Here is a 25,339-nt window from a genome sequence, read left to right as displayed (position 1 = left end):
CACCCGAGCCGATCCCCGCGCCCGCGCCGGGATCGGCTCGCTGCTGTGCGGACCGGGGATGTGCCGGAAAAGCGATGGCGGGCGACCATTAGGCTGGTAGGTGACCTGAGACCGTGTAGAGACAGGATTGCACCCCGATATGACTCCCCGCATCGAGCTCGCCCGCGTCGACTTGCGCGGTCGTACTCCTTCCGCTGCCGAGCTGCGCACCGCGCTGCCGCGCGGAGGAGTCGACGTGGACTCGGTGCTGCATCACGTGCGGCCGGTCGTCGAGGACATCCGCGACCGGGGTGCCGAGGCCGCGCTGGACTACAGCGAGAAGTTCGACGGGGTGCGCCCGGCCGCGGTGCGCGTGCCGGTGGGCGAACTGGCGAAGGCGCTCGACGAGCTGGACCCGGCCGTGCGCGCCGCGCTCGAGGTGGCCATCGAGCGGACCAGGAAGGTGCACGCCGACCAGCGGCGCACCGACACCGTCACCGAGGTGGTGCCCGGTGGCACCGTCACCGAGAAGTGGGTGCCGGTGGAGCGGGTGGGGCTCTACGTGCCCGGCGGCAATGCCGTCTACCCGTCCTCGGTCGTGATGAACGTCGTCCCGGCGCAGGCCGCCGGGGTGGAGTCGCTGGTGGTGGCCTCGCCGCCGCAGGCCCAGTTCGCCGGGCTGCCGCACCCGACCATCCTGGCCGCCGCCGCACTGCTCGGTGTCGACGAGGTGTGGGCGGTCGGTGGCGCGCAGGCCGTGGCGCTGCTGTCCTACGGCGGCACCGACACCGACGGGGCCGCGCTCGAGCCGGTCGACCTGATCACCGGGCCCGGCAACATCTACGTCACCGCGGCCAAGCGGCTGTGCCGTGGCCTGGTCGGGATCGACGCCGAGGCCGGTCCCACCGAGATCGCGGTGCTCGCCGACGCCACCGCCGATCCGGTGCACGTGGCCGCCGACCTGATCAGCCAGGCCGAACACGATGTGCTCGCCGCCAGCGTGCTGGTCACCGATTCGCCCGCGCTGGCCGATGCCGTCGACGCGGCGGTGAACGCCCAGCTCGCCGTGGTCAAGCACAACGATCGCGTGCGCGCGGCGCTCAGCGGCAAGCAGTCCGGGATCGTCCTGGTCGACGACATCGCCCAGGGCCTGCGCGTGGTCGACGCCTACGCCGCCGAACACCTCGAGATCCAGACCGCCGACGCCGCGGCCGTGGCCGCGCGGGTGCGCAGCGCGGGCGCCATCTTCGTCGGCCCCTGGGCCCCGGTGAGCCTGGGCGACTACTGCGCGGGCTCCAACCACGTGCTGCCCACCGCGGGCTGCGCGCGGCACTCCTCGGGCCTGAGCGTGCAGACGTTCCTGCGTGGCATCCACATCGTGGAGTACACCGAGGCGGCGCTGAAGGATGTCGCCGGACACGTCGTCGCCCTGGCGAACGCGGAGGATCTGCCCGCGCACGGCCAGGCCGTGCAGGCGCGGTTCGAGGCGCTGTCGTGAGCACTCCTACCGTGCCCGGCGCCGCCGCGACCCTCGACCAGCTGCCCCTGCGCGACAACCTGCGCGGCAAATCCCCTTACGGCGCACCGCAATTGACCGTGCCGGTGCAGCTCAACACCAACGAGAACCCGCACCCGCCCAGTCGCGCGCTGATCGACGACGTCGCCGAATCGGTGCGCGCCGCCGCCGCCGACCTGCACCGCTACCCCGATCGCGACGCGGTGGCCCTGCGCGCCGACCTCGCCGCATACCTCACCCGGCAGACCGGCGTGCCCGTCGACGCCGTCAACGTGTGGGCGGCCAACGGCTCCAACGAGATCCTGCAGCAACTGCTGCAGGCCTTCGGCGGGCCCGGCCGCAGCGCCCTGGGTTTCGTGCCCTCCTACTCGATGCACCCGATCATCTCCGAGGGCATCGACACCGAGTGGATCGAGGCCAAGCGCAGCGGCGACTTCTCCCTCGACATCGACTACGCCGTGGCCCAGATCGCCGAACGCCGCCCCGACGTGGTGTTCGTGACCAGCCCGAACAACCCCACCGGCCACAGCATCCCGATCGGCGAACTCGAACGGCTGCTCGCCGCCGCCCCCGGCATCGTGGTGGTGGACGAGGCCTACGGCGAGTTCTCGGCCGCGCCGAGCGCGATCACGCTGATCGACCGGTTCCCGACCAAGCTCGTGGTCACCCGCACCATGAGCAAGGCTTTCGCCTTCGCGGGCGGACGCCTCGGCTACCTGGCGGCCTCGCCCGCGGTGATCGACGCGATCCTGCTGGTCCGGCTGCCGTACCACCTCTCGGTGGTCACCCAGGCGGCCGCACGCGCCGCACTGCGCCACGCCGACGAGACCCTCGGCAGCGTCGCCGAACTCGCGGCCCAGCGCGACCGGGTCGCCGCCGCGCTCACCGCGCAGGGCTTCGAGGTGATCCCCAGCGACGCCAACTTCATCCTGTTCGGCCGCTTCACCGACGCCGCGGTGGCCTGGCAGCACTACCTCGACGCCGGGGTCCTCATCCGCGATGTCGGCATCCCCGGCTACCTGCGCGCCACCATCGGCCTCGCCGCGGAGAACGACGAATTCCTGCGCGTGAGCGGCGAACTCGCCGGCACCGACCTCACCCACTGACCGCTGGAGGCAATCGATATGAGCAGAACAGCGCGGGTCGAGCGCGTCACCAAGGAATCCAGCATCCTCGTCGAGCTGAACCTCGACGGCACCGGCAAGACCGAGATCAGCACCGGCGTGCCGTTCTACGACCACATGCTGACCGCGCTCGGCCAGCACGGCGGGTTCGACCTGGTGGTGCGGGCCGAGGGCGACATCGAGATCGAGGCCCACCACACCGTCGAGGACACCGCCATCGTGTTCGGCCAGGCCCTGGGCCAGGCGCTCGGCGACAAGAAGGGCATCCGCCGCTTCGGCGACGCGTTCATCCCGATGGACGAGACCCTCGCGCACGCCATCGTCGACGTCTCCGGCAGGCCGTACTGCGTGTTCACCGGCGAGCCGGATCACCTGGTGCACACCATCATTCCCAGCGCGGGGCCCGGCGCCTCGTACTCGACCGTGCTCAACAAGCACGTCTTCGAGTCGATCGCGCAGAACGCCAGGATCGCGCTGCACGTGCGGGTGCTCTACGGCCGCGACCAGCACCACATCACCGAGGCCGAGTTCAAGGCGGTCGCCCGCGCCCTGCGCGCGGCCGTCGAGATCGACCCGCGCGTCAGCGGTGTGCCGTCCACGAAAGGTGTGCTGTGAGCAAGAAATCCGTCGCCCTGCTCGACTACGGCTCCGGTAACCTGCACTCCGCCGAACGCGCCCTGGTGCGCGCCGGCGCGCAGGTGGAGGTCACCGCCGACCCGCAGGTGGCGCTGGCCGCCGACGGGCTGGTCGTGCCCGGGGTCGGCGCGTACGCGGCCTGCATGGCCGGGCTGCGTGCGGTCCGCGGGGAGCGCCTGATCGGCCAGCGCCTGGCCGGTGGCCGTCCGGTGCTGGGCATCTGCGTGGGCATGCAGATCCTGTTCGACCGCGGCGTCGAGTTCGGTGTCGAGACCGAGGGCTGCGGCGAATGGCCCGGCACCGTCGCGGGCCTGGACGCCCCCGTCCTGCCGCACATGGGCTGGAACACCGTGAAGGCCCCCGCCGACAGCATCCTGTTCGCCGGCATGGACGCCGACACCCGCTTCTACTTCGTCCACTCCTACGCCGCCCAGCAGTGGGAACTGCCCGACAGCGACCACATCGCCCCCGCCCGCCTCACCTGGTCCGAACACGGCGTCCCCTTCCTCGCCGCCGTCGAGAACGGCCCCCTCTCGGCCACCCAGTTCCACCCGGAGAAGTCCGGCGACGCAGGCGCCCACCTCCTGCGCAACTGGATCGATTCGCTCTAGATCGCCTTTCGCCATCGCGACCATACACATCGGCGTCGATGTGTATGGTCGGTGGATGACCGCCGTCCCACCGCGCCCCAAACACCTCGACTCCCCGATGCTGCCCAAGATCTTCAAGATCATGGGGAAGACGCAGGTGTGGGTCTACCGGCGGACCGGTGGGCGGATCGGCGCGAAATGGCGTGTCGGCGCGGGCTTCCGCAAGCCGGTCCCGACCTTGCTGCTCGACCACCGCGGCCGCAAGTCCGGGAAGGTGTACACCACCCCGCTGCTCTATCTCGCCGACGGCGCGGACATCATCGTCGTCGCCTCCCAGGGCGGCCTGTCCACACATCCGCAGTGGTACCGCAATCTCCGCGCCGAACCCGACACCCACATCCAGATCGGCCGCACCCTCCACCCCGTCCACGCCATCACCGCCGACCCTCGCCAGCGGGCGCGCCTATGGCCCTTACTGGTCGACGCCTACGCCGACTTCGACCACTACCAATCCTGGGCCGCCCGCGAGATCCCGGTCGTCATCCTCCGGCCCCGGTCCGATCGGGCCCGCTGATCGTCGGCCGGTCGCGGCTCGTCCGGGAGATCGCGGTGGTGCGGCGTCGGGCCGGGCCGGCTGTCGCTGCGACAGTCGTGGACGGTTGATCGACTAGTTTCGGCACATGCGTTCGAAGAGAAGGCTTTTCGTCGGAGCGACCTTCGCGGTGGCGGCAGTAATCGCCGTATCCGGGTGTGCCGCGTCGGCGCCGGTCGCCACGCCTGTTTCGCCGTCGACGACCACCGTCCCGGCACCAACGACCACCGATCCGGCCACGGTCGGCGGATCCGACTTCGGGCCGGGCCCGTATCGGGTCGAGGCGACCGTGACGGTGGGCGAAAGTCCCACCAGTGTCGCGATCGACCCCGAAACGGGCAGAGCTTTCGTCGCGCGGTACGCGGAAGGCGCTGCCACGCAGTCGGTGTCGGTCATCGATACCCGCACTCACACGCACAGCGGCGACATTCCGGTGGGCCAGGTCTTCCCCTCGGGGCCTCAGTCGATCGCGGTCGACACGGATACCCACCTCGTCTATCTGGTGGGTGGGAACTCCGCAGGTCAGGTGCTGGTCATCGATCCGGACCGGGAATCGGTGACGGCGATCATCGAGGTGGACGGGGATCCGGTCGCGGTTGTCGTGGACGCCTTGCGCCACACCCTCTACGTCGCCAATCGGTTCTTCCGGACCGTCACGGTCGTGGATACCGCCACCCGCGCCACTGTCGCGACGATTCCGGTGGACGGATCTCCCAGTGGCTTGGCGGTCGATCCGGACACCCATCATCTGTGGGTCGCCAGCGAGGCGGGAGTCTCCGTCGTCGACGCAGGCACGCACACCGTGAGCACGACCGTCCAGGTAGGCGGAGATCCGGAACACATCGCCATCGACCCGCAGACGCGGACGGCCTTCGTGACTCACCCGGCCGAGAACTGGGTCTCGCTCATCGATACCACGAGTCGTACGCGGGTGGCCGCCGTATCGCTGGGTGTGCGGGGAAGAGCCTTCGCGGCGGTGGTCGACCCGGTCGCGCACACCGTCTATCTCACAGGCGGAGCTTTCGACGTGGTGACGATGATCGACACGAGCACCCGCGAGGTCACGGCTGCGCGGTACTCGGGAATCACCCGGACCACTCCATACGGCTCGGAAACCCTCGGAGCAGCCGTGGATCCGGTGAGCCACCTGCTCTATGTGACCAACGAGAATTCCGGCCGGATCGAGGTGATCGCCCACCTGTGAAACCTGGTCGTGGCCACGCGCGCCGGAATCACGGCCGGTCGAGGTGGGCGTGGTCGGCGGCTTCGGTGCCTGCGTCCCAGCCGTCGGTGCTGCGGATGGTGATGCCTCGGGTGTGGGTGGTGGGGAAGTAGGTGGTGAGGGCCTGGGTGAGGCGGGTGTGGTGGGCGGCGAGGATCGGGAGGAGGGTGGTGGGGTCGGGGGAGTGGGCGATGGTGGATTCGGTGGTGGCGGTGAGGCGGTCGCCGATGCGGGTGGCGTAGGCGGTGAGGAAGGCTTTTCGGTAGGCGCGGGTGCGGGAATCGCCGGTGCCGGGGGCGGTGTCGATCATGGTGCGGGTGGCCTGGACCAGCAGGGAGGTGGCGAGGAGTTCTACCGCGTCGAGGTCGGGGTCGTCGCCGATGATGGTGACGAAACCCCAGTCGGCGGCGAAGACGGCGCGGGCGCGGTTGGCGCGGGTGACCTGGTCGACGAGCAGGGCTTTGGCGTCGGTGTAGGGGGTGTCGAGCCAGAGGCGGCGGGCGGTGGGGAGCGCCGGGTCGGTGGTGTGGTGGGCGAGGATCGCGCGGTCGATGGCGTACTTGGTCATCAACTCCTGGGCCTTGGCGGAGAGGGCCTCGGCCTCCTCGGCGAAGGAGGTCGACTCGGCCTTCGCGAGCAGACCGCGGACGCGGCCCAGGGTCTTGGCGTCCACGTGCTCGTGGACGACCGGGCGCGCTGGAGTGCCGGGCAGCGGACAGATCGCCTCCAGCTGGGGGAGCTCGAGCAGTAGGGCCAACGCCGTGATGATCGAATCCAGTGCCTCGCTGCCGGACAGCAGTGCGCGGTCGGCCCACTGGCCGGGGTGCGGGCGGTCGGTGTCCCACCAGACGGTGGCGTCCAGGGTGTCGAGCTGGGTCTGCCAGATCTCGTCGACGGTGTCCGCGGCGAAGGGCGCGCGGTGCTCGGCCATGAGATCGGTCAGATAGCCGATGGCGAACTCGTCGACGCGGCGGCGGGCGGCCTGGTGGACGTCCATGGGCAGCCAGCCGGAGTCGAAGGCGTGCGCGATCAGCCGACGGCCCGCCCGCGCCGTGCCCTCGGCCACCTCGGCGGGGAGCGGGCCCGGTCCCGCGAGCTCGTCGACGAAACGGTGCACACCGGCCTTGTCGCCCCGGGCGGTCGCCAGCGCGGCGGTCACGACGGCCTCGGCGATCCGGGCGGGGTCACCGGCGACGGCGGCCGCGTCCAAGGTCGGCCCCGGCACCGGTTTGCGGCCGGTACGGCGGCGGCGGCGGTTCTGCTTGCCCACGGTCCGGGCCCTCCTCGGCGTCCAGTCTCGGCGACCATTGTCCCCGGTGGGGTCACCGCGGCGGGTCGGGCGGTCCCTCGGCGGTGACATCGGCCCAGGCGACTGTCGCGCGCGTGGGAATCACTCGGCGCGCTGATCATGACGCGGCAGCATGGTGGCACTCATGGCCGGACCGACGGCGCGGGCTGCATGTCACCGCGCGCGGATCGCGTTCGCGCGGAGGGGGAGCGGTGGCGAAAGGGGGTGTCGGGCGGTGGGATCGATACCTAGAGTGGGTTCATGAGTTATCGGGGGATGCTGGCCGCGGAACGCGCGGAGATGATCGAACTGCTGCGCGGGTTGAGCGAGGATCAGTGGGATACGCCGTCGCTGTGCGCGGGGTGGCGGGTCAAGGACGTCGTCGGGCATCTGCTCACCGATACCCTCGGCCCGCTCGCCTACCTGCGGACCTCGATCGCGCACCGCGGAAATGTCGACCGCATCAACAACGCGCTCGCCGAATCCTTCGCCGCACTGCCCACCGACGAACTGGTGGACCGGTTCGCGCACCGATCCGGGCGGCTGTCGAAATTCGCGCCGCGTCTCATGCTGGCCGACCTCACGGTTCATCAGCAGGACATCCGACGTCCCCTAGGCGTGGCCCGGACCATCCCGGCCGACCGGCTCACCGCGGTCCTGTCCCACCCCGACCCCTTCGCTTTTCCGGGCAAACGGACCAAGGGTCTGCGCTTCGTCGCCACCGATGTCGACTGGTCCTCCGGTGACGGCCCGGAGGTCCGGGGGCCCGGTGAGGCGCTCGCCCTGGCCATGGTCGGGCGCGCGGTAGTGCTCGACGAGCTCACCGGCGACGGAGTCCCCGAACTCCGCCGCCGCGGCTGAACTACTTCACCAGCGGCGAGTCCAGCTCGTTCACCAGCCACCGGCCCCAGACGTTGGTCAGCTTCACGGTGATCGCCATGTCGAGGCGTTCGGGTTCGGGGGTGGTGCGATTGGTGCGCAGTGGGCGCCGGTGTCGTCCACGGCCCGCGTGACACGGACCTCACCGGTGCCGACCGGTGGCGGCAACCGGGGTGCAGACCCACTAGTCTGATCGCGTGAGTCTTGTGCTGTTGCCCGCCGTCGATGTCGCCAATGGGGAGGCCGTGCGCCTCGTGCAGGGAGAGGCCGGTAGCGAAACCAGCTACGGCTCCCCCCGGGACGCGGCGCTGGCATGGCAGCAGGCGGGCGCCGAGTGGGTGCATCTCGTGGACCTGGACGCCGCCTTCGGCAAGGGCAGCAATCGCGATCTCATCGCCCAGGTGGTCGGTGAACTCGATGTGAAGGTCGAGCTGTCGGGCGGCATCCGTGACGACGACTCGCTGCGCGCGGCGCTGGCCACCGGCTGCGCGCGGGTCAATATCGGCACCGCGGCGATCGAGAACCCGCAGTGGTGCGCCAAGGTGCTCGGCGAGTACGGCGACCGGATCGCGGTCGGGCTCGACGTCAAGCAGATCGACGGCGAATGGCGGCTGCGCGGCCGCGGCTGGGTCACCGACGGCGGCGACCTGTGGGAGGTGCTCGAGCGCCTCGAACGCGACGGATGCTCGCGCTACGTCGTCACCGACGTCTCCAAGGACGGCACGCTGACCGGCCCCAATCTGGAACTGCTGAGCGAGGTCGCCAACGCCGCCGAGGCGCCGGTGGTGGCCTCCGGTGGCATCTCGGTGCTCGACGACCTGGTCGCCATCGCCGGGCTCACCGAGGACGGCGTGGAGGGCGCGATCATCGGCAAGGCGCTGTACGCGGGCCGGTTCACCCTGCCCGAGGCCCTGGCCGCGGTGCGCTGACCGCCCCGATGACGACCGCCCCGAGCACCGCCGAACTGACCGATCTGCTGGCCGTGGCAGGCCAGGTGCTGGACGCGACCGTCCCGCGCTTCGTCGAGGGCGTCGGTGCGCCGAGCGCGGTCACCAAGGGCCGCAACGACTTCGCCACCGAACTCGACCTCGAACTGGAACGCACCATCTCCGCCGAGCTGAGGCAGCGCACCGGTATCGCGGTGCACGGCGAGGAATTCGGCGGCCCCGCGCTCACCGCGGGCACGGCCTGGGTGCTCGACCCGATCGACGGCACCTTCAACTACTCCTCCGGCCACCCGATGTCGGGCACGCTGCTCGCGCTGGTGCACGAGGGCGAACCGGTCATCGGTCTGACCTGGCTGCCCGTGCTCGGACGCCGCTACGCCGCGGTGGCGGGCGGACCGCTGCTGCTCGACGGTGCGGTGCTGCCGCCGCTGGAGCCGGGCAAACTCGCCGACGCGATGATCGGGTTCGGCGCCTTCAACCTCGACTCGGCGGGCCGCATCCCCGGCCAGTTCCGTTTCGATCTGCTCGGCGCGCTGAGCAGGCTGTCCTCCCGGGTGCGCATGCACGGTTCCACCGGGATCGACCTGGCGTTCACCGCCGCGGGCGTGCTCGGCGGCGCGGTCGTGTTCGGGCATCATCCCTGGGACAACGCGGCGGGCGTGGCGCTGGTGCGCGCTGCGGGCGGTGTGGTCACCGACCTGGCCGGGCGGCCCTGGACCATCACCTCCGGCTCGGTGCTGGCCGCCGCGCCCGGCGTGCACGAGGAACTGCTGGAAATGATTTGTACGGTCAGCGAAGAAGAACGAGGCTGAGATCATGACATCGCGTACCGACAGCGCCACCGCGAGCACCCTGGCCGTGCGGGTCATCCCGTGCCTGGACGTGGACGCGGGCCGGGTGGTCAAGGGCGTCAACTTCCAGAACCTGCGCGACGCGGGCGACCCGGTGGAACTGGCCGCGACCTACGACGCCCAGGGCGCCGACGAGCTGACCTTCCTCGATGTCACCGCCTCCACCGGCGATCGCGGCACCATGCTCGACGTGGTGACCCGCACCGCCGAGCAGATCTTCATCCCGCTGACGGTGGGTGGCGGCGTGCGCACGGTCGAGGATGTCGACCGGCTGCTGCGCGCGGGCGCGGACAAGGTGTCGGTGAACACCGCCGCCATCGCCCGCCCCGAGGTGCTCTCGGAGATGTCGCAGCGGTTCGGTTCGCAGTGCATCGTGCTCTCGGTCGACGCGCGCACCGTGCCCGACGGGCAGCCCGACACCCCGTCGGGCTGGGAGGTCACCACCCACGGCGGCAAGCGCGGCACCGGCATCGACGCGGTCGAGTGGGCGATTCGCGGCGCCGAGCTGGGTGTCGGCGAGATCCTGCTGAACTCGATGGACGCCGACGGCACCAAGGCGGGCTTCGACCTGCCGATGATCGCGGCGGTGCGCGCGGCGGTGAAGGTGCCGGTGATCGCCTCCGGCGGCGCGGGCAAGGTCGAGCACTTCCCGCCCGCGGTGCACGCCGGGGCCGACGCGGTGCTGGCCGCCAGCGTGTTCCACTTCGGCGACCTGACCATCGGCCAGGTCAAGTCCGCGATGTCGGCGGACGGCATCACCGTCCGCTGACCTCGCGCTCAGGCTCCGGTGCCGCGCAATCGGGCCAGCGCGGCCGCGGGCACCACATCGTTGGGCAGGACGAAGCCCTGGGTGCCCACCGGCTGCAGGAACACCGTGTCGCCCACGACGATCACCTTCTTGATGTCGGCGTAGCGGTTGGTGACCTGACCGCTGGTCTGCTCGAGCTGCATCGCGTCGCGGGTGTAGCGGGCGGTGATCCGGTGGCCGGGACCGGCGACCGCGGTGAACTTGGGGTTCACCCGGGCCAGCTGCCAGGCGGTGACCAGGCCGATCACCACGAGTTCGAAACCGAGCACGATGAAGAAGGCGCCGAACATCTCGCCGATGTCCGCGTGGCCGCCGTCGGACAGCAGCTTGACGGTGCCGCGGACCAGCAGGAACGCTGGAAGCGCGAGCAGGAACGCCCATTTCGCGGGCAGCCGGAAGGTGACCAGGGCGGCGCCGCGGCTCACCCGGCGGGCGGTGCGGTCGTCACACACATAGGTGACCTCGATCGTGTCCCCGTGCTGCTGGACACCCCCACTGGGCTGCCCCGCGGGCGGGAACTGCTGTGGCGGATAGCCGGGCTGCGGATGACCGGGCTGCTGCGGATAGCCACCCTGCTGCGGATAACCGGGCTGGTACGGATAACGCTGGTACGGCTGATGCGGATGCATGAAATCCCCCTCCGAGCACAACAATTCGACGGAATCGTAGATAACCCTGTTCGACATTGTCGAATCCGGACGGCACCGACCACGCCCATTGTGTGTTGTCTACTGCGAGGATTCCGGCCACCAACCTCGCCGAACCCAAGCCCGCGCGCTCCTGGCCATCGCGTCGAGGCCCGCCGAGGCAGCGAAGCTCACCAAGCCCGCATCGCGGCTGCCCTGCGCCGGGCCGGGCGCAAACGCGGCGCAGGCCCGGCTCAGGAGGCGAGGCCACCCCCGGGTCGCCCCGCTGCGATAGCAAGGATTCGTGCCTAGCTGCCCTGCTACGACCGCCGAGCGTGTCAGACCCTTGGGATACTCTCTGAACATGCAGTTGCGGTACAGATTCCGCGTCTACCCGACCCCCGGCCAACAGATCGCGTTGGTCCGGGCGTTCGGGTGCGCGCGGGTGGTGTACAACGACGCGATCCACACCCGCGAGCAGGCCCGGCGGGATGGTTTGCCGTACCCGAAGGACGCGGAACTGTCGAAATCCCTGACTGCGATGAAGAAGACGCCGGAGCGGGCTTGGTTGGCTGAAGTGTCGTCGGTGGTGTTGCAGCAGGCACTTGCGGATGCGAACACCGCGTATCGGAATTTCTTCGCCTCGATCACCGGCAAACGCAAGGGGCCGAAACTGGGCGCACCCCGATTCAGGTCGCGTCGCGACAATCGGCAGGCGATCCGGTTTACTCGCAACGCGCGTTTCGAGGTGACGCTGGGCGGGAAGCTACGGTTGCCGAAGATCGGTGACGTGTTGGTTCGCTGGTCCCGTGTACTGCCGTCGGAGCTGTCGAGCGTGACGGTCATCAAGGATGCTGCTGGAAGGTACTTCGCCTCGTTCGTGGTCGAGATGACCGACGAGCCGCTGCCCGAGACGGACACCGAGGTCGGTATCGATCTGGGCCTGACCACGTTCGCGGTCCTGTCGAACGGTGAGACCATCACCTCACCCACGTTCCTGCGCCGCGCCGAACGTAAACTCCGCAAGGCGCAACAAGCCCTGTCCCGCAAAGACAAGGACAGCAAGAACCGGGCCAAGGCACGCACCCGTGTCGCCAAGACCCACGCGAAAGTGGCCGACGCCAGGCGCGACTTCGCGCACAAACAGTCCACGACGATCATCCGCGATAACCAAGCGGTGTACGTCGAGGGTCTGTGCGTCAAAGGTTTGGCGCGGAGTCGCATGGCGAAATCGGTCCATGATGCCGGTTGGGGCATGTTCATCCGCACGTTGGAGGAGAAAGCCTCCCGATATGGGCGGGTGGTGGTGAAGGTTGACAGGTTCTTTCCGTCCTCACAAATCTGCTCGGACTGCGGGCGAGTGGACGGGCCGAAACCGTTGTCGGTCCGTACTTGGGCGTGTCCGTGTGGGGTGGTCCACGATCGCGATCTGAACGCCGCGAAGAACATCCTCGCCGCCGGACGGGCGGAGAGGCTAAACGCCTGCGGAGAGACGGTAAGTCTGCCCGCGTAGCGGGGAGCGTGGCTCGACGAAACAGGAACCCACCAAGAGCGCTGCCAGCGCTGGTAGGAATCCTTGGCCTCAGGCCGGGGAGGACGTCAAACCGATCTGATCAGTGCTCGAACTGCTGGTGGCGATCGAGTTGCTGTTATAAACGAGGCATGAGTCTGGATCCCGCCATCGCCACCCGTCTCAAGCGCAACGAGGCGGGCCTGGTCGCCGCGGTCGCCCAGGAGAAGGCGACCGGTGACGTGCTGATGATGGCCTGGATGGACGACGAGGCGCTGGCCCGCACCCTGGCCACCCGCAAGGCCACCTACTACTCGCGCTCCCGGCAGCAGTACTGGGTCAAGGGCGAGACCTCCGGCCACACCCAGTACGTGCACGAGGTGCGCCTGGACTGCGACGGCGACACCGTGCTGCTCATCGTCGACCAGGAGGGCGCGGCCTGCCACACCGGCACGCACACCTGCTTCGACACCGACGTGCTGCTCGGCGCGAACTAGCCCTAGCCGTCCTCGGGAATCCGGTTCAGCCGGTCGGAGAGCACCTCGCCGAGCGCGGCGAGCTGCGCGGTCTGGTCCCGGTCGAGACCGTCGAGGACGAGTTTGCGCACCGCATCGACATAGCCCGGCGCCGCGGCGACGACCTTCTCGAAACCGGCGTCGGTGAGTACCGCGTGGACGCCGCGTCTGCCCGCGGTGGAGTCGCGCCGGGCCCAGCCGAGGCGCTCCAGTTTCGACACCACGTGCGAGAGCCGCGATAGCGACGCATTTGCCTTGTGGGCGAGGTCACTGAGCTGCATGCGGTGCCCGGCCTCCTCCGACAGCAGGCTCAGCACGCGGAACTCGAAATGGGTGAGCCCGGACTCCCGCTGCAGGCGGGTGTCCAGTGCCCCGGGGATCCGGGTCATGAGGGCGACGATCGCCTGCCATGCGCGTTGTTCGACCGGGTCGAGCCACTGGGTCATCGCCGGGACTGCCTCGCGGCCGGATGACAGGGGGGAGGGAGTGGGTCGCGCACCGAACCGAGTTTGCCACGACGTCGCTACGACGTCCGCGAGTTGGCGGTCCTCGTGAGGTCACTCACAGCAAGGCGAGTCCGGTCTCAGACGGGCGGAGCGGCAGGCGGTTCGGCGACCGGCGTGGTCTTGGCGGCCTTGCGGCGGTCGAGTCCGCGCTTGCCCATCAGCGCCAGCAGCAGCGCGAACAGCGCCGCGGCGATGATCGCGCCGACCAGGCAGGCACCGCGGAAGGCCGGTGCGTCGACATCGAGAATGCGCTCGCCGGCGTGCGCGGCATTGTTGCCGCCCAGCACGATGGTCAGCGTCATCAGATTCGGCAGCGCGGTGAGCAGCGCGACGATCACCGCCGCACCGGCGATGAACCTGCCGCCCTTGCGTTTCCACATCCGCACCGCGAGCAGGATCAGCAGCAGCGGGACCAGCGTGAACACCAGCCCGTAGACCAGGCCCCACCAGATGCCGGAGCTGAAACTGCCGTGCACCAGGCTCGCCAGCCGCTGCGCCCACCAGCGCGGCACGAACGACGAGAGGATGAAATAGGCGATCACCAGCACCACGGCCGTGGCGAGAGTGATGATCGCCCGATTGCGCCACACGGTGGCCGTGGGCTTCTGACCGCTCGACTGCACCTCGCCGGATGTCATCTCCCCAGCGTAGGTGCGGTCGCGGTACCGGGCCGCGATCCGCGGCCCGGCGTTTCACGATCGGGTCAGCTCTTGCTGTCCGCTCGCTCGCGCAGGAAGGCCAGCGCCTCGTCGGCGTGCACGGCGGCGCGCAGTTCGCCGGTGACGACCTTCAGGACGGTGCGATCGGTGTCGATGACGAAGGTGTGCCGTTTGACCGGGGCCAGCTTGCCCAGCAGACCACGCTTGACGCCGAAGGCCGCGGCCACCGCGCCGTCGGAATCGGAGAGCACGGGGTAGTCCAGGCGCTGCTTGGTGGCGAAACCGGCCTGCACGTCGACACTGTCGGTGCTGATGCCGACGCAGGTGGCGCCGAGGGCGGCGAACTCCGCGCTCAGATCGCGGAAGTGGCAGGCCTCGGCCGTGCACACCGGGGTGTTGGCGGCGGGGTAGAAGAACAGCACCAGCGGGCCGTCGGCGAGCAGGCCGTCGAGCGAGCGGGCGGTGCCGGTCTGGTCGGGGAGTTCGAACGGGGGCGCGGTCTGGCCTGGCTGCATCCGTCGACCCTAGCCAGCGCGGGGCCGGGAACGGAAGATCCCCGTCCGCGCGGGCGAACGGGGATCGATCCCGGCCGGCGCCGCCCCCGACGGACCGCACCCGCCGTGGCGGCCTAGCGCTCGAGCAGCGCGGCGATCTCCGGGCTCTTGACCTGCATCACGTCGAGGATGCCGTGCGCGCGCAGCAGCGGCTCGAGGCCGCGGATGAGTTCACTGTGCCCGGCGTACTCGTCCGGGAACTTGGCCTTGTCCAGATCCTGCATGGCCTTGGCGTAGGTGACGAACGAGTTCAGCGCGCTCGTGGTGGCGGCCTTCTGGCCCGGACCGTAGTGCTGCTGCGACGGGGCGGCCAGCCGGCCGTCCTGTGCGCCCTGGTGCGAGGGGTACAACTTTGCTCCTCTCGGAAAAAGGGGTTACCGCATGCGACATGGAACGCGCGCGAGTGTAGTGATGCCGGTCACCGCCGGTTCCGGCGCGGGGTCGGGTCAGCGCGCGGCGGTCCCGGCACGCCTGGGATGATGGGCCGCATGCAGGGCGCGCCGACATCGACCACCACGACCCGCGACCAGTTCCGGCTGCTCGCCGCCGAGCACCGGGTGGTCCCGGTGACCCGAAAGGTGCTGGCGGACTCCGAGACTCCGCTCTCGGCCTACCGCAAGCTCGCCGGCGACCGGCCGGGCACCTTCCTGTTCGAGTCCGCCGAGAACGGCCGGTCGTGGTCGCGCTGGTCGTTCATCGGCGCGGGCAGCCCCTCGGCGCTGACCGTCGTCGACGGTGAGGCCGCCTGGCTGGGCACCGTCCCGGCCGACGCCCCCTCCGGCGGTGACCCGCTGCTCGTGCTGCACCGCACGCTCGAACTGCTGCGCACCGAGCGTCTGCCCGGCCTGCCCCCGCTGACCGGCGGCATGGTCGGCTACCTCGGCTACGACGCGGTGCGCCGGATCGAACGGCTGCCCGAACTGGCCACCGACGATCTGCGCCTGCCCGAGCTGGTGCTCATGCTGGCCACCGACCTGGCCGCCTTCGACCACCACGAGGGCGCGATCACCCTCATCGCCAACGCGGTGAACTGGAACGGCACCGACGAGAACGCCGACGCCGCCTACGACGACGCGGTGGCCCGCCTCGACCGGATGACCGCCGCGCTGGCCACCCCCGCGCCCTCCACGGTCTCGGTGTTCGACCAGCCCGACCCGCAGTTCCTGCGCAGGCGCACCACCGAGGAGTTCGGCACCGGCGTGCGCCGCCTGATCAAGGAGATCGAGGCGGGCGAGGCGTTCCAGGTGGTGCTCTCGCAGCGCTTCGAGATGGACTACACCGGCGACCCGCTGGCGGTCTACCGGATGCTGCGCGCGTCCAACCCGAGCCCGTACATGTATCTGATGCACATCCCCGACGGCGCGGGCGGCACCGCGTTCTCCATCGTCGGGTCGAGCCCGGAATCGCTGGTCACCGTGAAGGACGGGGTGGCCACCACGCATCCGATCGCGGGTACCCGCTGGCGCGGCGAGAGCGCCGAGGACGACATCCTGCTGGAGAAGGACCTGCTCGCCGACGAGAAGGAGAACGCCGAGCACCTGATGCTCGTCGACCTCGGCCGCAACGACCTGGGCCGGGTCTGCCGTCCTGGCACGGTGCGCGTCACCCAGTACCGCCACGTCGAGCGCTACAGCCACGTCATGCACCTGGTCTCCACGGTGTCCGGGCAGCTGGCCGAGGGCAAGGTCGCGCTGGACGCGGTGCGCGCCTGCTTCCCGGCGGGCACGCTCTCCGGCGCGCCCAAGGTCCGCGCGATGGAACTGATCGAGGAGCTCGAGCCCACCCGGCGCGGGATCTACGGCGGTGTGGTCGGCTATCTCGACTTCGCCGGTGACGCCGACACCGCCATCGCCATCCGCACCGCGCTGCTCAAGGACGGCACCGCCTACGTGCAGGCGGGCGCGGGCGTGGTGGCCGACTCCGATCCGGTCGCCGAGGACACCGAGGCCCGCAACAAGGCCATGGCCGTGCTGCGCGCGATCGCCGCCGCCCAGACCCTGCGCACCTACGAGGGCGGACCGGCATGACCGCAGCCGCCCCCGCTCCCGCGCAGGCCAAGCCGGTCGTCCCGGTCGCGCTGCTGGCGCTGGCCGCGGCCGGGCTGTGGGCGTCCTCGCGGATGACCTGGGTGACGGTGCGCTCCGCCGACGGGCTCACCGAACCGCGCACCGACGACCTCGACGGCGCCACCTGGTTCGGCGCGCTCACCCCGCTGGCGCTGGTGCTGGTCGCCTCGATCGCGGCGGTGTTCGCGGTCAAGGGCGGGCTGCGCCAGCTGCTGGGTGTGGTGATCGCGGTGGTCGCCGCCGTCGCCGCGGTGCCCGGCTTCGCGCTGACCGTGGGGGCGGGCCGCACCGCCGAGCGGGCGGGCACGCTGGCCGAACTGCCGGTGCGCGCGGTCGTCGAGAGCGCCCAGACGCATCTCGCGCCCGCGATCCTGTCGATCGTGGCCGCGCTGTGCGCGCTCACCGCCGGGGTCCTGCTGACCCGCCGCGCCGCTGCGAGCACCGAGCTGTCGGGCAAGTACGACAACCCGGTCTTCCGCCGCGCCGACGCCAGCGCCCAGGTGAGCAAGCAGCGCGAGGACGACGGTGCCGCGGCGCCGCTGTCGGATCGGGTGCTCTGGGACGCGCTGGACGCGGGCACCGACCCCACCGAGGACCCGGACGACGACACCGCGCCCGGCGACCGGAAACCGTGACCCCCGCCGCACTTGACATCCGCGGCAACCACTATTCTTGACCAGCATCGGTGAGACAGCGCCTGAGGGGACTCTCGGGTGAGAAGTTCGTCTCCCCAGAAAGGATTCGAGCCAGATGACGGTACTCGACTCGATTCTCGACGGGGTTCGGGCGGATGTTGCCGCTCGTGAAGCCCTCCTCGATTTTCAGGCGATCAAAGCCGCAGCGGCCGCCGCCAAGGCGCCGCTGGACGCCCGCGCCGCCCTGCACGAGGACGGGATCGGTGTCATCGCCGAGGTGAAGCGTGCCAGCCCCTCCAAGGGCGCGCTGGCCGACATCCCGGACCCGGCCGTGCTGGCCAAGGCCTACGAGGACGGCGGCGCGCGCATCATCAGCGTGCTCACCGAGAGCAGGCGCTTCGGCGGGTCGCTCGACGACCTCGACGCCGTGCGCGCCGCGGTGAACATCCCGGTCCTGCGCAAGGACTTCGTCGTCGGCCCGTACCAGATCCACGAGGCCCGCGCGCACGGCGCCGACGTGATCCTGCTGATCGTGGCCGCGCTCGAACAGGACGTGCTCTCCGCGCTGATCGACCGCACCGAATCCCTCGGCATGACCGCCCTGGTGGAGGTGCACACCGAGGAGGAGGCCGACCGCGCGCTCGAGGCCGGTGCCTCGGTGATCGGTGTCAACGCCCGCAACCTCAAGACCCTCGACGTCGACCGTGACGTCTTCGCGCGGATCGCGCCCGGCCTGCCCTCGGAGGTCATCCGGGTGGCCGAGTCCGGCATCCGCGGCACCGCCGACCTGCTGGCCTACGCCGGGGCCGGTGCCGACGCGGTCCTGGTCGGCGAAGGACTGGTGACCAGCGGTAACCCGCGCGCCGCCGTCTCCGAGCTGGTGACCGCGGGCACCCATCCGTCCTGCCCGAAGCCGGCCCGGCGGAGCATCCGGTGACCGCGCTGCCCCAGGCCAGCGCGGGCGTCGCCCAGCCCAGCGACTACGAGCCCGACGCGGGCGGTCACTTCGGCGTCTACGGCGGCAGGCACGTGCCCGAGGCGCTGATGGCGGTGATCGAGGAGGTCACCGCCGAATACGACAAGGTGCGTACCGACCACACCTTCCTCGACGAGCTCGACCGGCTCCAGCGCGACTACACCGGCCGTCCGTCGCCGGTGTTCGAATGCACCCGCCTCGCCGAGCACGCGGGCGGCGCGCGGATCTTCCTCAAGCGCGAGGACCTCAACCACACCGGCTCGCACAAGATCAACAATGTGCTCGGCCAGGCCCTGCTGGCCAAGCGGATGGGCAAGACGCGCGTCATCGCCGAGACCGGCGCGGGCCAGCACGGCGTCGCCACCGCGACCGCCTGCGCGCTGCTCGGCCTGGACTGCGTGATCTACATGGGCGCGGTCGACACCGCCCGCCAGGCCCTCAACGTCGCCCGCATGCGCCTGCTCGGCGCGCGCGTGGTCTCGGTGACCACCGGCTCGCAGACGCTCAAGGACGCCATCAACGAGGCCCTGCGCGACTGGGTGTCCAACGCCGACGACACCTACTACTGCTTCGGCACCGCCGCGGGCCCGCACCCGTTCCCGCTGCTGGTGCGTGATTTCCAGCGCGTGGTCGGGCTCGAGGCCCGCGAGCAGATCCTCGAGCGCGTCGACCGGCTGCCCGACGCGGTCGTGGCCTGCGTCGGCGGCGGCTCCAACGCCATCGGCATCTTCCACGCCTTCATCCCCGACGCCGGGGTCCGGCTGATCGGCTACGAGGCCGCCGGTGACGGTGTCGAGACCGGACGCCACGCGGCCACCTTCACCGGCGGCACCCCGGGTGCTTTCCAGGGCGCCTACTCGTACTTGTTGCAGGACGAGGACGGCCAGACCATCGAGTCGCATTCGATCTCGGCCGGTCTGGACTACCCGGGTGTCGGCCCCGAGCACGCCTACCTCAAGGACATCGGCCGCGCCGAGTACGAGCCGATCACCGACACCGAGGCGATGGACGCGCTGCTGCTGCTCTCGCGCACCGAGGGCATCATCCCGGCCATCGAGTCCGCGCACGCCGTCGCGGGTGCGCTGAAGCTGGGCGAGCAGCTCGGCCCCGGCGCCATCATCCTGTGCAACCTGTCCGGTCGCGGCGACAAGGACATGGACACCGCGGGCCGCTGGTTCGGTCTGTTCGACGACGACGCCGCCGAGGAGAACCAGCAGTGAGTCAGCAGTCCCGTCTGGCCAACACCTTCGCCGCCGCGCGCGCGGAGGGCCGGGCCGCCCTGATCGGCTACCTGCCCGCGGGCTATCCCGATCTGGCCGGGTCCATCGAGGTGTGCCGGGCGATGGTCGAATCCGGTTGCGACATCGTCGAAGTCGGCGTCGCCTACTCCGATCCGGTGATGGACGGCCCGACCATCCAGGTCGCCGCCGAGCAGGCCCTGCGCGGTGGGGTGCGGGTGCGCGACGTGTTCTCCGTGGTCGAGGCCATCACCTCCGCCGGTGGCCAGGCCGTGGTGATGAGCTACTGGAACCCGGTGCTGCGCTACGGCGTCGACACCTTCGCCCGCGACCTGGCCTCGGCGGGCGGGGCGGGCATCATCACCCCGAACCTGATCCCCGACGAGGCCGACGACTGGTTCGTCGCCTCGTCCACGCACAACCTGGACCGGATCTTCCTGGTCGCGCCGTCCTCCACCGAGGAGCGCCTGGTCAAGACCCTCGAGGCCTCGCGTGGCTTCATCTACGCGGCCTCGACCATGGGTGTCACCGGTGCCCGCGACGCGGTCTCCTCGGCCGCGCCCGCGCTGTGCGCCCGCATCCGCGCGCACTCCGACATCCCGATCGGCGTGGGTCTGGGCGTGCGCTCGGGGGCCCAGGCCGCCGAGATCGCCGCCTACGCCGACGGCGTGATCGTCGGATCGGCGCTGGTCTCGGCCGCGGGGGAGAGCCTGGACGCGGTGCGCGCGCTGACCTCCGAACTCGCCGAGGGTGTGCGCGCGGCGACCGTGCGTTCCTGATCGTCGTTGCCCGGGCCCGGCCGCCGAGGTGCTGCCGGGCCCGAGGTCTGTCCCGGGCTGCACTAACGTGGGTCGCGTGAATCCAGTCCTGGCCTACATACCGAGTCCGCCCCAGGGCGTCTGGCAGCTCGGACCCTTTCCGCTGCGCGCGTACGCGCTGTGCATCATCCTCGGCATCGTCGTCGCCATCTGGTGGGGTGAGCGGCGGTGGCGCGAGCGTGGTGGTCAACCGGGCGCGGTGCTCGACGTCGCCATGTTCGCGGTGCCGTTCGGCCTGATCGGCGGCCGGATCTACCATGTCGCGACCGACTGGCAGAAGTACTTCGGCGAGGGCAAGAACCCGGTCGAGGCGCTCTACATCTGGCAGGGCGGGCTCGGCATCTGGGGCGCGGTGTTCTTCGGCGGCGTCGGCGCCTGGATCGGCTGCCGGGTGTACAAGATCCCGCTGCCCGCGCTCGGTGACGCCATCGCGCCCGCGGTGCTGCTGGCCCAGGCCATCGGCCGGCTCGGCAACTACTTCAACCAGGAGCTCTACGGCCGCACCACCGAGGTGCCGTGGGGCCTCGAGATCTACAACCGCTTCGACCCCGAGACCGGCGCGCGCGACATGATGAACGGCGTGTCCACCGGCCAGGTCCAGGAGGTCGTGCACCCCACCTTCCTCTACGAGATGGTGTGGAACATCCTGGTCGTGGTGTTGCTGGTGCAGCTGGACAAGCGCTTCAAGATCGGGCACGGCAGGCTGTTCGCGCTCTACGTCGCCGGGTACAGCTTCGGCCGGTTCTTCGTCGAGCTGATGCGCAACGACGAGGCCACCCACGTCCTCGGCATCCGGATCAACTCCTTCACCTCCGCGCTGGTCTTCCTCGGCGCGATGGCCTACTTCGCGCTGGCGACCAAGGGCCGCGAGACCCCCGAACAGCTGCAGCCGGGCGCCGAGCCGCGGCCGTGGCCGTGGCAGATCGCGGCCCTGCGCGCCGCCGGTGCGTCCGGCGGCGACACCGCGACCACCCCGGTGGACGTCACGAAGAAGACCGAAGCACCCGGCACACCGGACGACGAAGAGACCGAGACCGCCGATACCGACGCCGAAGCGACCGAAGCGACCGCGAAGAAGTCCTGATCAGCGGCCGGTTCGCCAAAACGGCGGTGGTGCGGCAACATTCCGGGCACCCGCCGCGATATGTCGCTGGAGTGTCGCGAGCCGAGGGACGGGGCCGAGACGGGTACCCGCACGAATGATGGAGGCATGAGTGACCGACCCCTACAACCCCAATCCGCAGTACGGGCCCGACCTGGGTAAGCAGCCCGGTCAGCCGCAGTACGGCCAGCCCTCGGACCCGTACGCGCAGCAGCCGGGCTACGGCCAGCCCTCGGACCCCTACGCGCAGCAGCCCGGCTACGGCCAGCCGCAGTACGGGCAGCCGCAGCCGCAGTACGGGCAGCCCGCCGACCCGTACGCCCAGCCGCAGCCCGGGTACGCGCCCGCCTACGGCATGCCGCCCGGCTACAACCCCGCCGACCCGGAGGCGCCCTTCGGCCGGGACATGTACGGCGTCCCGTACTCCGACAAGCAGAAGCTGATCGCCGGTCTGCTGCAGATCTTCGTCGGTGGTCTCGGTATCGGCCGGTTCTACCTCGGCTACACCGGCCTGGGTATCGCCCAGATCGCGGTCACCATCTGCACCTGCGGTCTCGGCGCGATCTGGACGCTGATCGACGGCATCATGATGCTCACCGGCAAGGTGCCCGACGTGCAGGGCCGCCCGCTGCGCGACTGATCCCGCACCACAGCGACGGGTGCTCCGCTCACGCGGGGTACCCGTTTCGCGTTTCTCCCCGGCGAATTCCGCGCGCAAACTTCTCGCCGCCGCCGTGCTCGCCGTCGTCGCCGCGACCGGCCTGTCGGCCTGCTCCTCGGCCGCCGACCCGAACGTGCTCACCGTCGGCACCGAGGGCACCTACGCGCCGTTCAGCTACCAGGACAACGGCCAGCTCACCGGCTACGACGTGGAGGTCGCCCGCGCGGTCGGCGAGAAGCTCGGCAAGCGTGTGGAATTCGTGCAGACCCCGTGGGACTCGATCTTCGCCGGACTCGAGTCCAAGCGTTTCGATCTGGTCGCCAACCAGGTGACCGTCAGCCCGGAGCGCACCGCGAAGTACGCGCTGTCGCAGCCCTATACGACCTCCGAGGGCGTGATCGTCACCAAGGCCGACACCACCGGCATCACCTCGCTGGCGGATCTGTCCGGCAAGACCACCGCGCAGTCGGCCACCAGCAACTGGAGCCAGGTCGCCAAGGACGCGGGCGCGAAGGTCGAGGCGGTCGAGGGCTTCGTGCAGGCGGTGCAGCTGCTGAAGGCGGGCCGGGTCGACGCCACCGTCAACGACACCCTCGCGGTGGGCGAGTACACCAAGAAGACCGGCGACACCGGGATCAAGATCGCGGGCAAGACCGGCGAGACCAGCAAGCAGGCGTTCGCCGCCCGCAAGGACGACACCGCGCTCATCGCCGAGATCGACAAGGCGCTCGAGCAGTTGCGCGCCGACGGCACGCTGGCCCGCCTGTCGGAGAAGTACTTCGGCACCGACGTCAGCAAGTAGCGGATGGATTCCGCGACCAGGGAGCTGATCTGGCACAACCTGTGGCCGATGCTGAAGGCCACGGTGACCATGACGCTGCCGCTCACCGCGATCAGTTTCGTGCTCGGCCTGGCCATCGCGGTGGGTGTCGCGCTGGCCAGGATGTCGCCGCGGCGGGTGCTCGAACTGCCCGCCCGGTTCTACATCTCGATCATCCGCGGCACCCCGCTGCTGGTGCAGCTGTTCATCGTGTTCTACGCGCTGCCGCAGTTCGGGATCGTCATCGAGCCGTTCCCGGCGGCGGTCATCGCCTTCAGCCTCAATGTCGGCGGGTACGCCGCGGAGGTGGTGCGCTCGGCGATCCTGAGCGTCGCGCACGGTCAGTGGGAGGCGGCCGAATCGCTGGGCATGACCCATCCGCAGACGCTGGGCTACGTGGTGTTCCCGCAGGCCGCCCGGATCGCGGTGCCGCCGCTGTCGAACACGCTGATCTCGCTGGTCAAGGACACCTCGCTGGCCTCGACCATCCTGGTCACCGAACTGCTGCGCACCGCCCAGCTCGCCGCCGCCCCCACCTTCGACTTCTTCGCCCTCTACGGCGTCGCCGCCCTCTACTACTGGGTCATCTGCCTGATCCTCGGCGTCGGCCAGACCCGCCTCGAGACGCGCCTGTCTCGCCACGTAGCTGTTCGGTGACAACTGATTTCGTGAACACATGGGTAACTCATCGGGAACGCCCGGCCCTGGTCACTTCGATTTCCGCCGGTCCGGCGCGCAAGCAGGCCACCGCCCACCGACCGGTGAAAATCCGCGGAGAGGCGGAACAGCTAGGCTCTAGTGCGTGATGCGACGGACGAAGATTGTGTGCACCCTCGGACCGGCCACGGCCTCCCAGGACCGTATTCGTGAGCTCGTCGAAAGCGGCATGGATGTAGCCCGGCTCAACTTCAGCCACGGCGACCACGCCGACCACGCCGACAACTACAAGATGGTCCGCGCGGCCTCGGACGAGACCGGCCGCGCGGTCGGCATCCTGGCCGACCTGCAGGGCCCCAAGATCCGGCTCGGGCGCTTCGCCGAGGGCCGCACCGAATGGGCCAACGGCCAGCAGGTGCGGATCACCGTCGACGACGTCGAGGGCACCCACGACCGGGTCTCGACCACCTACAAGGAACTCGCCACCGACGCCAAGGCCGGTGACCGGCTGCTCGTCGACGACGGCAAGGTCGGCCTCACCGTCGAGGCCATCGAGGGCAACGACGTGGTGTGCCGGGTCACCGAGGGCGGCCCGGTCAGCAACAACAAGGGCCTGTCGCTGCCCGGCATGAACGTGTCGGTGCCCGCGCTGTCGGGCAAGGACATCGAGGACCTCGAGTTCGCGCTGAAGCTGGGCGTGGACTTCATCGCCCTGTCGTTCGTGCGCTCGCCGTCCGACATCGAGCTGGTCCACGACGTGATGGACCGCGTCGGGCGCCGCGTGCCGGTGATCGCCAAGCTGGAGAAGCCCGAGGCCATCGACAACCTCGAGGCGATCGTGCTGGCCTTCGACGCGGTGATGGTCGCCCGCGGCGACCTCGGTGTCGAGCTGCCGCTCGAGCAGGTGCCGCTGGTGCAGAAGCGCGCGATCCAGATGGCGCGCGAGAACGCCAAGCCGGTCATCGTGGCCACCCAGATGCTCGAGTCGATGATCGAGAACTCCCGCCCGACCCGCGCCGAGGCCTCCGATGTGGCCAACGCGGTGCTCGACGGTGCCGACGCGGTGATGCTCTCGGGGGAGACCTCGGTCGGCGCCTGGCCGATCGACGCGGTGCGCACGATGAGCCGCATCGTCACCGCGGTGGAGTCCGAGACCCACCGGGTGCCCCCGCTGACCCACGTGCCGCGCACCAAGCGCGGCGTGATCTCCTACGCCGCCCGCGACATCGGCGAGCGCCTCAACGCCAAGGCGCTGGTGGCCTTCACCCAGTCCGGTGACACCGTGCGCCGCCTGGCCCGCCTGCACACCCCGCTGCCGCTGCTGGCGTTCACCCCGCTGCCGGAGGTGCGCAGCCAGCTGACGCTGACCTGGGGCACCGAGACCTTCATCGTGCCGATGGTGGACTCCACCGACGCGATGATCCACCAGGTCGACCAGGCGCTGCTGTCGATGGACCGGTACCGCAAGGGCGACCTGGTCGTCATCGTGGCCGGTTCCCCGCCGGGTACCGTCGGGTCCACCAACCTGATCCACGTTCATCGCATCGGCGAGGAGGACCACTAG

The 25,339-nt window shown here is 70.2% G+C and carries 28 protein-coding genes; 22 read left to right on the top strand and 6 right to left on the bottom strand.

Annotated elements, in window-relative coordinates:
- Positions 1 to 139 precede the first annotated feature (139 nt).
- The 6 genes from hisD to ACWEMY_RS10210 all read left to right on the top strand — a co-directional run bounded on the left by hisD (position 140) and on the right by ACWEMY_RS10210 (position 5,641).
- The gene (gene hisD, locus ACWEMY_RS10235; protein WP_452389718.1) at positions 140 to 1,477 is read left to right on the top strand and encodes a histidinol dehydrogenase; all 1,338 of its coding nucleotides are present in this window, start codon (positions 140 to 142) and stop codon (positions 1,475 to 1,477) included.
- On the top strand, positions 1,474 to 2,601 hold the full coding sequence (locus ACWEMY_RS10230; protein ID WP_452389717.1) for a histidinol-phosphate transaminase: 1,128 nt from the start codon (positions 1,474 to 1,476) through the stop codon (positions 2,599 to 2,601). The genes hisD and ACWEMY_RS10230 overlap by 4 nt, the downstream gene beginning before the upstream one ends.
- An 18-nt stretch (positions 2,602 to 2,619) precedes the next feature.
- Positions 2,620 to 3,234 (top strand): imidazoleglycerol-phosphate dehydratase HisB, encoded by a 615-nt coding sequence (hisB, locus tag ACWEMY_RS10225; protein ID WP_375938062.1) that lies wholly within the window; start codon positions 2,620 to 2,622, stop codon positions 3,232 to 3,234.
- Positions 3,231 to 3,866 (top strand): imidazole glycerol phosphate synthase subunit HisH, encoded by a 636-nt coding sequence (gene hisH, locus ACWEMY_RS10220; protein WP_452389716.1) that lies wholly within the window; start codon positions 3,231 to 3,233, stop codon positions 3,864 to 3,866. Before hisB ends, hisH begins: the two co-directional genes overlap by 4 nt.
- 55 nt (positions 3,867 to 3,921) lie before the next feature.
- The gene (locus tag ACWEMY_RS10215) at positions 3,922 to 4,419 is read left to right on the top strand and encodes a nitroreductase family deazaflavin-dependent oxidoreductase (RefSeq protein WP_452389715.1); all 498 of its coding nucleotides are present in this window, start codon (positions 3,922 to 3,924) and stop codon (positions 4,417 to 4,419) included.
- 307 nt (positions 4,420 to 4,726) lie between these two features.
- Entirely contained in the window at positions 4,727 to 5,641 is a 915-nt protein-coding gene (locus ACWEMY_RS10210; RefSeq protein ID WP_452389714.1) for a hypothetical protein, read from the top strand.
- 28 nt (positions 5,642 to 5,669) lie between these two features.
- Here the strand turns inward: ACWEMY_RS10210 and ACWEMY_RS10205 are convergent, their stop codons facing one another.
- Entirely contained in the window at positions 5,670 to 6,929 is a 1,260-nt protein-coding gene (locus ACWEMY_RS10205) for a DUF2786 domain-containing protein (RefSeq protein WP_452389713.1), read from the bottom strand.
- Positions 6,930 to 7,208: 279 nt separating this feature from the next.
- On the opposite strand from ACWEMY_RS10205, the gene ACWEMY_RS10200 reads away from it, so the two are divergent.
- The 4 genes from ACWEMY_RS10200 (at position 7,209) to hisF (ending at position 10,393) form a co-directional block, all read left to right on the top strand.
- Positions 7,209 to 7,808, top strand: coding sequence for a maleylpyruvate isomerase family mycothiol-dependent enzyme (locus ACWEMY_RS10200; RefSeq protein ID WP_452389712.1), 600 nt, complete (start codon positions 7,209 to 7,211; stop codon positions 7,806 to 7,808).
- A gap of 215 nt (positions 7,809 to 8,023) precedes the next feature.
- Entirely contained in the window at positions 8,024 to 8,755 is a 732-nt protein-coding gene (priA, locus tag ACWEMY_RS10195) for a bifunctional 1-(5-phosphoribosyl)-5-((5-phosphoribosylamino)methylideneamino)imidazole-4-carboxamide isomerase/phosphoribosylanthranilate isomerase PriA (RefSeq protein ID WP_278265977.1), read from the top strand.
- Positions 8,756 to 8,763: 8 nt separating this feature from the next.
- On the top strand, positions 8,764 to 9,585 hold the full coding sequence (locus ACWEMY_RS10190) for an inositol monophosphatase family protein (RefSeq protein WP_452389711.1): 822 nt from the start codon (positions 8,764 to 8,766) through the stop codon (positions 9,583 to 9,585).
- Positions 9,586 to 9,589: 4 nt separating this feature from the next.
- Positions 9,590 to 10,393 carry an imidazole glycerol phosphate synthase subunit HisF gene (gene hisF / locus ACWEMY_RS10185; RefSeq protein ID WP_452389710.1) on the top strand — a complete coding sequence of 268 codons (804 nt, stop codon included), beginning with the start codon at positions 9,590 to 9,592 and terminating at the stop codon, positions 10,391 to 10,393.
- Positions 10,394 to 10,401: 8 nt separating this feature from the next.
- On the opposite strand, the gene ACWEMY_RS10180 is transcribed toward hisF, so the two are convergent.
- A complete protein-coding gene (locus ACWEMY_RS10180) occupies positions 10,402 to 11,061 on the bottom strand; it encodes a hypothetical protein (protein WP_452389709.1) in 660 nt (219 codons plus the stop codon).
- Positions 11,062 to 11,422: 361 nt separating this feature from the next.
- Between ACWEMY_RS10180 and ACWEMY_RS10175 the strand changes: the two genes are divergently transcribed.
- Entirely contained in the window at positions 11,423 to 12,571 is a 1,149-nt protein-coding gene (locus ACWEMY_RS10175) for an RNA-guided endonuclease InsQ/TnpB family protein (RefSeq protein WP_452389708.1), read from the top strand.
- A gap of 149 nt (positions 12,572 to 12,720) precedes the next feature.
- Positions 12,721 to 13,065, top strand: a complete 345-nt coding sequence (gene hisI, locus ACWEMY_RS10170; RefSeq protein WP_375938119.1) for a phosphoribosyl-AMP cyclohydrolase — start codon at positions 12,721 to 12,723, stop codon at positions 13,063 to 13,065.
- A gap of 2 nt (positions 13,066 to 13,067) precedes the next feature.
- Here the strand turns inward: hisI and ACWEMY_RS10165 are convergent, their stop codons facing one another.
- The 4 genes from ACWEMY_RS10165 to ACWEMY_RS10150 form a co-directional block, all read right to left on the bottom strand.
- Positions 13,068 to 13,529 (bottom strand): MarR family winged helix-turn-helix transcriptional regulator, encoded by a 462-nt coding sequence (locus tag ACWEMY_RS10165; protein WP_452389707.1) that lies wholly within the window; start codon positions 13,527 to 13,529, stop codon positions 13,068 to 13,070.
- 137 nt (positions 13,530 to 13,666) lie between these two features.
- Positions 13,667 to 14,227, bottom strand: a complete 561-nt coding sequence (locus ACWEMY_RS10160) for a permease (protein ID WP_375938125.1) — start codon at positions 14,225 to 14,227, stop codon at positions 13,667 to 13,669.
- Between the two features lie 65 nt (positions 14,228 to 14,292).
- The gene (locus tag ACWEMY_RS10155; protein WP_452389706.1) at positions 14,293 to 14,763 is read right to left on the bottom strand and encodes a peroxiredoxin; all 471 of its coding nucleotides are present in this window, start codon (positions 14,761 to 14,763) and stop codon (positions 14,293 to 14,295) included.
- 113 nt (positions 14,764 to 14,876) lie between these two features.
- The gene (locus ACWEMY_RS10150; RefSeq protein ID WP_452389705.1) at positions 14,877 to 15,152 is read right to left on the bottom strand and encodes a hypothetical protein; all 276 of its coding nucleotides are present in this window, start codon (positions 15,150 to 15,152) and stop codon (positions 14,877 to 14,879) included.
- A gap of 138 nt (positions 15,153 to 15,290) precedes the next feature.
- Between ACWEMY_RS10150 and ACWEMY_RS10145 the strand changes: the two genes are divergently transcribed.
- From ACWEMY_RS10145 to pyk, 10 genes are all read left to right on the top strand, one after another.
- Complete coding sequence (locus tag ACWEMY_RS10145; protein WP_375938134.1) at positions 15,291 to 16,829, top strand: anthranilate synthase component I; 1,539 nt, start codon at positions 15,291 to 15,293, stop codon at positions 16,827 to 16,829.
- Complete coding sequence (locus tag ACWEMY_RS10140; protein ID WP_452389704.1) at positions 16,826 to 17,503, top strand: TIGR02234 family membrane protein; 678 nt, start codon at positions 16,826 to 16,828, stop codon at positions 17,501 to 17,503. The genes ACWEMY_RS10145 and ACWEMY_RS10140 overlap by 4 nt, the downstream gene beginning before the upstream one ends.
- A gap of 115 nt (positions 17,504 to 17,618) precedes the next feature.
- On the top strand, positions 17,619 to 18,440 hold the full coding sequence (gene trpC / locus ACWEMY_RS10135) for an indole-3-glycerol phosphate synthase TrpC (protein ID WP_278265958.1): 822 nt from the start codon (positions 17,619 to 17,621) through the stop codon (positions 18,438 to 18,440).
- The gene (gene trpB / locus ACWEMY_RS10130; RefSeq protein ID WP_375938140.1) at positions 18,437 to 19,699 is read left to right on the top strand and encodes a tryptophan synthase subunit beta; all 1,263 of its coding nucleotides are present in this window, start codon (positions 18,437 to 18,439) and stop codon (positions 19,697 to 19,699) included. The genes trpC and trpB overlap by 4 nt, the downstream gene beginning before the upstream one ends.
- On the top strand, positions 19,696 to 20,496 hold the full coding sequence (trpA, locus tag ACWEMY_RS10125) for a tryptophan synthase subunit alpha (protein WP_375938143.1): 801 nt from the start codon (positions 19,696 to 19,698) through the stop codon (positions 20,494 to 20,496). Before trpB ends, trpA begins: the two co-directional genes overlap by 4 nt.
- Positions 20,497 to 20,572: 76 nt before the next feature.
- A complete protein-coding gene (gene lgt, locus ACWEMY_RS10120; protein ID WP_452389703.1) occupies positions 20,573 to 21,619 on the top strand; it encodes a prolipoprotein diacylglyceryl transferase in 1,047 nt (348 codons plus the stop codon).
- Positions 21,620 to 21,749: 130 nt separating this feature from the next.
- Positions 21,750 to 22,277: an NINE protein gene (locus tag ACWEMY_RS10115; RefSeq protein WP_452389702.1), complete on the top strand. Its 528-nt coding sequence runs from the start codon at positions 21,750 to 21,752 to the stop codon at positions 22,275 to 22,277.
- A gap of 19 nt (positions 22,278 to 22,296) precedes the next feature.
- Positions 22,297 to 23,100 carry an amino acid ABC transporter substrate-binding protein gene (locus ACWEMY_RS10110; protein ID WP_452389701.1) on the top strand — a complete coding sequence of 268 codons (804 nt, stop codon included), beginning with the start codon at positions 22,297 to 22,299 and terminating at the stop codon, positions 23,098 to 23,100.
- Between the two features lie 3 nt (positions 23,101 to 23,103).
- A complete protein-coding gene (locus tag ACWEMY_RS10105; RefSeq protein WP_452389700.1) occupies positions 23,104 to 23,775 on the top strand; it encodes an amino acid ABC transporter permease in 672 nt (223 codons plus the stop codon).
- A 145-nt stretch (positions 23,776 to 23,920) separates the two neighbouring features.
- Entirely contained in the window at positions 23,921 to 25,339 is a 1,419-nt protein-coding gene (gene pyk, locus ACWEMY_RS10100) for a pyruvate kinase (protein ID WP_375938155.1), read from the top strand.

The organism is Nocardia sp. NPDC004415 (genome assembly GCF_053602435.1).
This window is presented reverse-complemented; position numbering and strand designations above follow the sequence as displayed.

Bases quoted from the DNA above. Each gene is read 5' to 3' on its own strand.
- trpC (WP_278265958.1), top strand. From the start codon at position 17,619: ATGACGGTACTCGACTCGATTCTCGACGGGGTTCGGGCGGATGTTGCC.
- hisB (WP_375938062.1), top strand. From the start codon at position 2,620: ATGAGCAGAACAGCGCGGGTCGAGCGCGTCACCAAGGAATCCAGCATC.
- ACWEMY_RS10140 (WP_452389704.1), top strand. From the start codon at position 16,826: ATGACCGCAGCCGCCCCCGCTCCCGCGCAGGCCAAGCCGGTCGTCCCG.
- hisI (WP_375938119.1), top strand. From the start codon at position 12,721: ATGAGTCTGGATCCCGCCATCGCCACCCGTCTCAAGCGCAACGAGGCG.
- ACWEMY_RS10215 (WP_452389715.1), top strand. From the start codon at position 3,922: ATGACCGCCGTCCCACCGCGCCCCAAACACCTCGACTCCCCGATGCTG.
- hisD (WP_452389718.1), top strand. From the start codon at position 140: ATGACTCCCCGCATCGAGCTCGCCCGCGTCGACTTGCGCGGTCGTACT.
- ACWEMY_RS10155 (WP_452389706.1), bottom strand. From the start codon at position 14,763: ATGCAGCCAGGCCAGACCGCGCCCCCGTTCGAACTCCCCGACCAGACC.
- ACWEMY_RS10160 (WP_375938125.1), bottom strand. From the start codon at position 14,227: ATGACATCCGGCGAGGTGCAGTCGAGCGGTCAGAAGCCCACGGCCACC.
- ACWEMY_RS10165 (WP_452389707.1), bottom strand. From the start codon at position 13,529: ATGACCCAGTGGCTCGACCCGGTCGAACAACGCGCATGGCAGGCGATC.
- ACWEMY_RS10190 (WP_452389711.1), top strand. From the start codon at position 8,764: ATGACGACCGCCCCGAGCACCGCCGAACTGACCGATCTGCTGGCCGTG.
- ACWEMY_RS10180 (WP_452389709.1), bottom strand. From the start codon at position 11,061: ATGCATCCGCATCAGCCGTACCAGCGTTATCCGTACCAGCCCGGTTAT.
- ACWEMY_RS10145 (WP_375938134.1), top strand. From the start codon at position 15,291: ATGCAGGGCGCGCCGACATCGACCACCACGACCCGCGACCAGTTCCGG.
- hisF (WP_452389710.1), top strand. From the start codon at position 9,590: ATGACATCGCGTACCGACAGCGCCACCGCGAGCACCCTGGCCGTGCGG.
- ACWEMY_RS10105 (WP_452389700.1), top strand. From the start codon at position 23,104: ATGGATTCCGCGACCAGGGAGCTGATCTGGCACAACCTGTGGCCGATG.
- ACWEMY_RS10175 (WP_452389708.1), top strand. From the start codon at position 11,423: ATGCAGTTGCGGTACAGATTCCGCGTCTACCCGACCCCCGGCCAACAG.
- ACWEMY_RS10200 (WP_452389712.1), top strand. From the start codon at position 7,209: ATGAGTTATCGGGGGATGCTGGCCGCGGAACGCGCGGAGATGATCGAA.